Annotated in this window: 4 protein-coding genes; 3 read left to right on the top strand and 1 reads right to left on the bottom strand. The window is 67.1% G+C overall.

From position 1 onward, the window contains the following. The coding region (locus OBACDRAFT_RS16885; protein WP_232767295.1) for a heavy metal translocating P-type ATPase at positions 1–1,342 on the bottom strand (1,342 nt) is incomplete at its 3' end. Positions 1,343–1,604: 262 nt separating this feature from the next. Between OBACDRAFT_RS16885 and OBACDRAFT_RS16890 the strand changes: the two genes are divergently transcribed. From OBACDRAFT_RS16890 to OBACDRAFT_RS16900, 3 genes are all read left to right on the top strand, one after another. Beyond that, complete coding sequence (locus OBACDRAFT_RS16890) at positions 1,605–1,892, top strand: metal-sensitive transcriptional regulator (RefSeq protein WP_043587676.1); 288 nt, start codon at positions 1,605–1,607, stop codon at positions 1,890–1,892. Between the two features lie 122 nt (positions 1,893–2,014). Next, complete coding sequence (locus OBACDRAFT_RS16895) at positions 2,015–3,112, top strand: metal-dependent transcriptional regulator (protein WP_052362172.1); 1,098 nt, start codon at positions 2,015–2,017, stop codon at positions 3,110–3,112. A gap of 6 nt (positions 3,113–3,118) precedes the next feature. After that, the coding region (locus tag OBACDRAFT_RS16900; RefSeq protein WP_198529930.1) for a FeoB small GTPase domain-containing protein at positions 3,119–4,036 on the top strand (918 nt) is incomplete at its 3' end.

The raw sequence follows: 4,036 nt of genomic DNA on the forward strand, positions 1-4,036 counted from the left end.
CCCAGCGCCAGCACGCCGGCAACCCCCCCCCCCCCCCTCCGCCGAACTCTCCGACAACAACGACCGACAATCCCCGCGCCTCAATCGCTTCCAGCCGCGCCTCCAACTCCGGCGAACACACCCCCGACTCGTGTGCGAACCGATGATTGCCGACAAACACCCTGCGCCCCTCCAACACCGCTTCCGCCCCCCGCCCCGCATGAGCGCGATACCCCGCAGCCTGCGTCCACACCACGCCCGCCTCGCGCGCCCGCGCCACCACCGCCAGAGCCAGCGGATGCGTCGAGTGCTCGTCCACCGCCGCCGCCAGCCGCAGCACCTCCGCCGCCTCCACGCCCGGCTCCGGGAACACATCGATCACCCGCGGCCTGCCCTCGGTGAGCGTCCCCGTCTTGTCAAACGCCAGTGCCCGCAACCGGCCGATCGTTTCAAGATGCGCCCCGCCCTTGACCAGCACACCACGACGCGCCAGTGCCGTGAGCCCCGCCACGATCCCCACCGGCGTCGATATGACCAGCGCACACGGACACGCGATGAGCAACAGCACGCACGCCCGGTAAAGCCACACGCTCCACTCCGCCCCCGCCGCCAGCGGCGGCACCACAAAAACCAGCAACGCCAGCACCGTCACCCACGGCGTGTAATATTTTGCGAATACATCGACAAACCGCTGCATCGGCGCGCGCTGTCGTTGCGCTTCGGATACGAGCCGGATGATCTTCGCCAGCGTCGTGTCGCCCGCGACCTTCGAGACCCGCACCTCCAGCGCCCCCTCGCTGTTGATCGTCCCTGCAAACACCTCGTCGCCCGGCGCCTTGTCCACCGGCACCGATTCCCCCGTGACCGGAGCCTGATTGACCGACGACCGCCCGCCGCTCACCACCCCATCCAGCGGGATGCGCTCGCCACTGCGCACCAGCACCGTCTCCCCCACCGCCACCTCCGCCACCGGCACCTCGACGGCCTCCCTCCCCCCCCCCCCCCGGCGCACCCGTGCCGTGTCGGGCACGATTTCGAGCAACGCCCTCACCGCCCGCTCCGAACGCCGGCCAGCCCAAGCCTCCAGCCACTCCGCCACCCCGAACAAAAACACCACCGTGGCCGCCTCCGACCACTGCCCAATCATGACCGCCCCCGCCGTTGCCAGCACCATCAACAACGGAATCGTGGGCCTCAACCGCCGCAACGCCTCCCAAGCCCCCGGAACCAAAAACCATCCACCCGCCACGATGCCCCCCCCCCCGCCGCGACCACGCCCCAAGCCGGTCCAAGACCACCCCACTCCAAAACCAACGCCGCCGCCACACACACGCCCGACACCACCAAACTCGGCGTCCGCCATTCCCCGCCCGCCTCATGATCGCAACCCGCATGATCGTGATGTCCATGCTCATGACAACACCGTGCCGCGGGCGTCCCGCCCGCACTCTGTCCGTGCCCGTGTCCATGCTCATGCCCGCACCCACACCCATGCTCGTGCTCATTTCCATGATCATGCCCAGAGTCAGTCTTCATGACCTATGCCCTATGCCCCCTACCCCCTTTTGTCAACCCGGCCCTTATCCTCTCGCATCCGCCCGTGTTTTCATCCATCATATCCGGCCATGTCGAACTCATGCGAAACCCACCCGCCACAAGAACAGAAGGCGCTTGTCACCCGCCTTCGCAAAATCACCGGCCAGCTCAAGGCCGTGGAGCGCATGATGGAGGATGACTACGACTGCGCCGAAGTCCTGACCCAACTCGTCTCCGCCCGCCGCGCCCTCAAGGCCCTGGCCGAGAAACTGATCCAGTCGCACGTCCACCACTGCATCGAAGGAACCGACGACCCCGCGCTCGCCCGCAAAAAACTACGCGACCTCCTCACCGTCCTCCAGCGCTACGTGGAATAAACGATGGACGCACGACAGCACGCCCTCTGCTAACGCCTATCAACATCATTTTAGCATACACTACACTTTTTCGTTGCCACAACGAATCTGTCGCACATTGATTTTATCCGTAATACGATTTCATGCGACCCGCCTCTGATTCCTCCGACGCCACGCGCCCCTCCCCCCCCCCGCCCTCTCCCATGCACGCCTGGCGAGACGCCGAGCGCGAAATCGTTGAAGACATCCTGCGTGCCCTCCTCGAATGCGAATACCAGCGCCACACCGCCACCGACGAACACCTCGCCGGCCTCGTCGGCACCTCGCGCGAAACCGTCCTCCTCGCCCTTGCCCGCGCTGGCGAAGCCGGACTCGTCACCACCAGCAGCACCACGTCCGTCCCCTTCCCCGTCCCCGTCCCCTTCCCCGTCCCCTTCCCCGGCTCCGCCCCGGCCATCGCCACCGAACACGGCTGGACCCTCCAGCCCGCCGGACGCGAAATCGCGCTCCTCATCATGCGCGCCCACCGCCTGGTCGAAACCCGCCTTGCCCGTGAATCCGGCCTCCAGCCCGAACGCTGGCACGCCCTCGCCCACGCCGCCGAGCACCGCCTTACGCCCGACGAAGTCAACCGCCTCGCCGACCAGCTCGACAACCCCCGCTTCGATCCCCACGGCGACCCCATCCCCACCCGCGAAGGCCGCTGGCCCGGCGCCGAAGGCCGCGCCCTCCTCGCTTGGAATCCCGGCGTTTCCGGCGTCATCGAACACATTGAGGACGAACCGCCCTCCCTCTTTGCCCGCCTCGCGCAAGACGGCATCTACGCCGGCATGCGGTTCACCCTGCACGCCCTCAAACCCACCGCCTGTCACCTCACCATCGAGGCCCGCGACTACGAACTCCCCCTTGCCCTCGCCGCGATGATTCGCGTGCGCCCCCCGCTCGATTCCGAACAACCCGTCCCCCCCTCTGCCAGCCGCCTCTCCGACCTCACCCCCGGGCACACCGCCGATGTTCTGCTCCTCCTCCCCGGCTGCATCGGCGTCGAGCGCTCCCGCCTCCTCGACCTCGGCTTCGTCCCCGGCAGCCGCATCGAATACGCCCTGCAAAGCCCCTTCCACGGCCCCGCCGCCTACCGTGTCCGCGGCACTCTCATCGCCCTCCGCCGCGAGCAAGCCGACCAGGTTTTGATAACACCCGCATCATCAACCCACCCGGACACCCAGCCTGCCCATCTCTGACAACCCATGTCTGCCACCTGTCCGCCAACCACTTGTGCCACCTGTCCATCCGCTCCACACGAAGGACTCCAACGACTCGGCGTCAACCTCGACAACTGGGACAGCATCATCGCCCTCGCCGGCAATCCCAACACCGGCAAAAGCACCGTCTTCAACCGTCTCACCGGCCTGCGCCAGCACACCGGCAACTGGCCCGGCAAAACCATTGCCCGCGCCGAAGGCGGCTTCTCGTATTCAGGACGCCATTACAAAATCGTCGATCTCCCCGGCACCTACTCCCTTCGCTCCGCCAGTCCCGACGAAACCGTGGCGCGCGAATTCATCCTCTTTGGCCGCCCGCACGTCACCGTCATCGTCGTCGATGCCTCCTGCCTGGAACGCAACCTCAACCTCGTTCTTCAAATCCTGCAAATCACCGACCGCGCCGTCCTCTGCCTCAACCTCATGGACGAAGCCCGCGCGCACAACCTTGTCATCGACGCCCGCCGCCTCGCCACCGACCTCGGCATCCCGGTCGTCCCCTGCGCCGCGCGCGGCGGCGAAGGCATCGACGCCCTCCTTGCCGAAGTCCACGCCGTCGCCACCGGCGCCGTCACCTGCAGACCCTACCGCCTCCAGCTCGAAGTCCCCGGCCTCCGCGAATCCCTCGACGACATCACCGCCCGCCTCGGCCGGACCTACCCCACCCTCGCCCACCCCGAATGGATCGCCCTCCGCCTCCTCGAAGGCGACCGCAGTATCGGAAAACTCGTGACAACCGGCGAAGTCGGTCAACTCAGCACCGACCACGCCGCCACCCGCTCATCCTCTCAATCTCCTGGTAGGGAGGCCTCTCCGAGGCCTCCGCACCACGCACTCAATCACCAGCAAATCACGATTTCCCCGACTACGCCCGACGGAGGCCTCGGAGAGGCCTCCCTACCC

Source organism: Geminisphaera colitermitum TAV2, assembly GCF_000171235.2.
Classification (GTDB): Bacteria; Verrucomicrobiota; Verrucomicrobiia; order Opitutales; family Opitutaceae; genus Geminisphaera; species Geminisphaera colitermitum.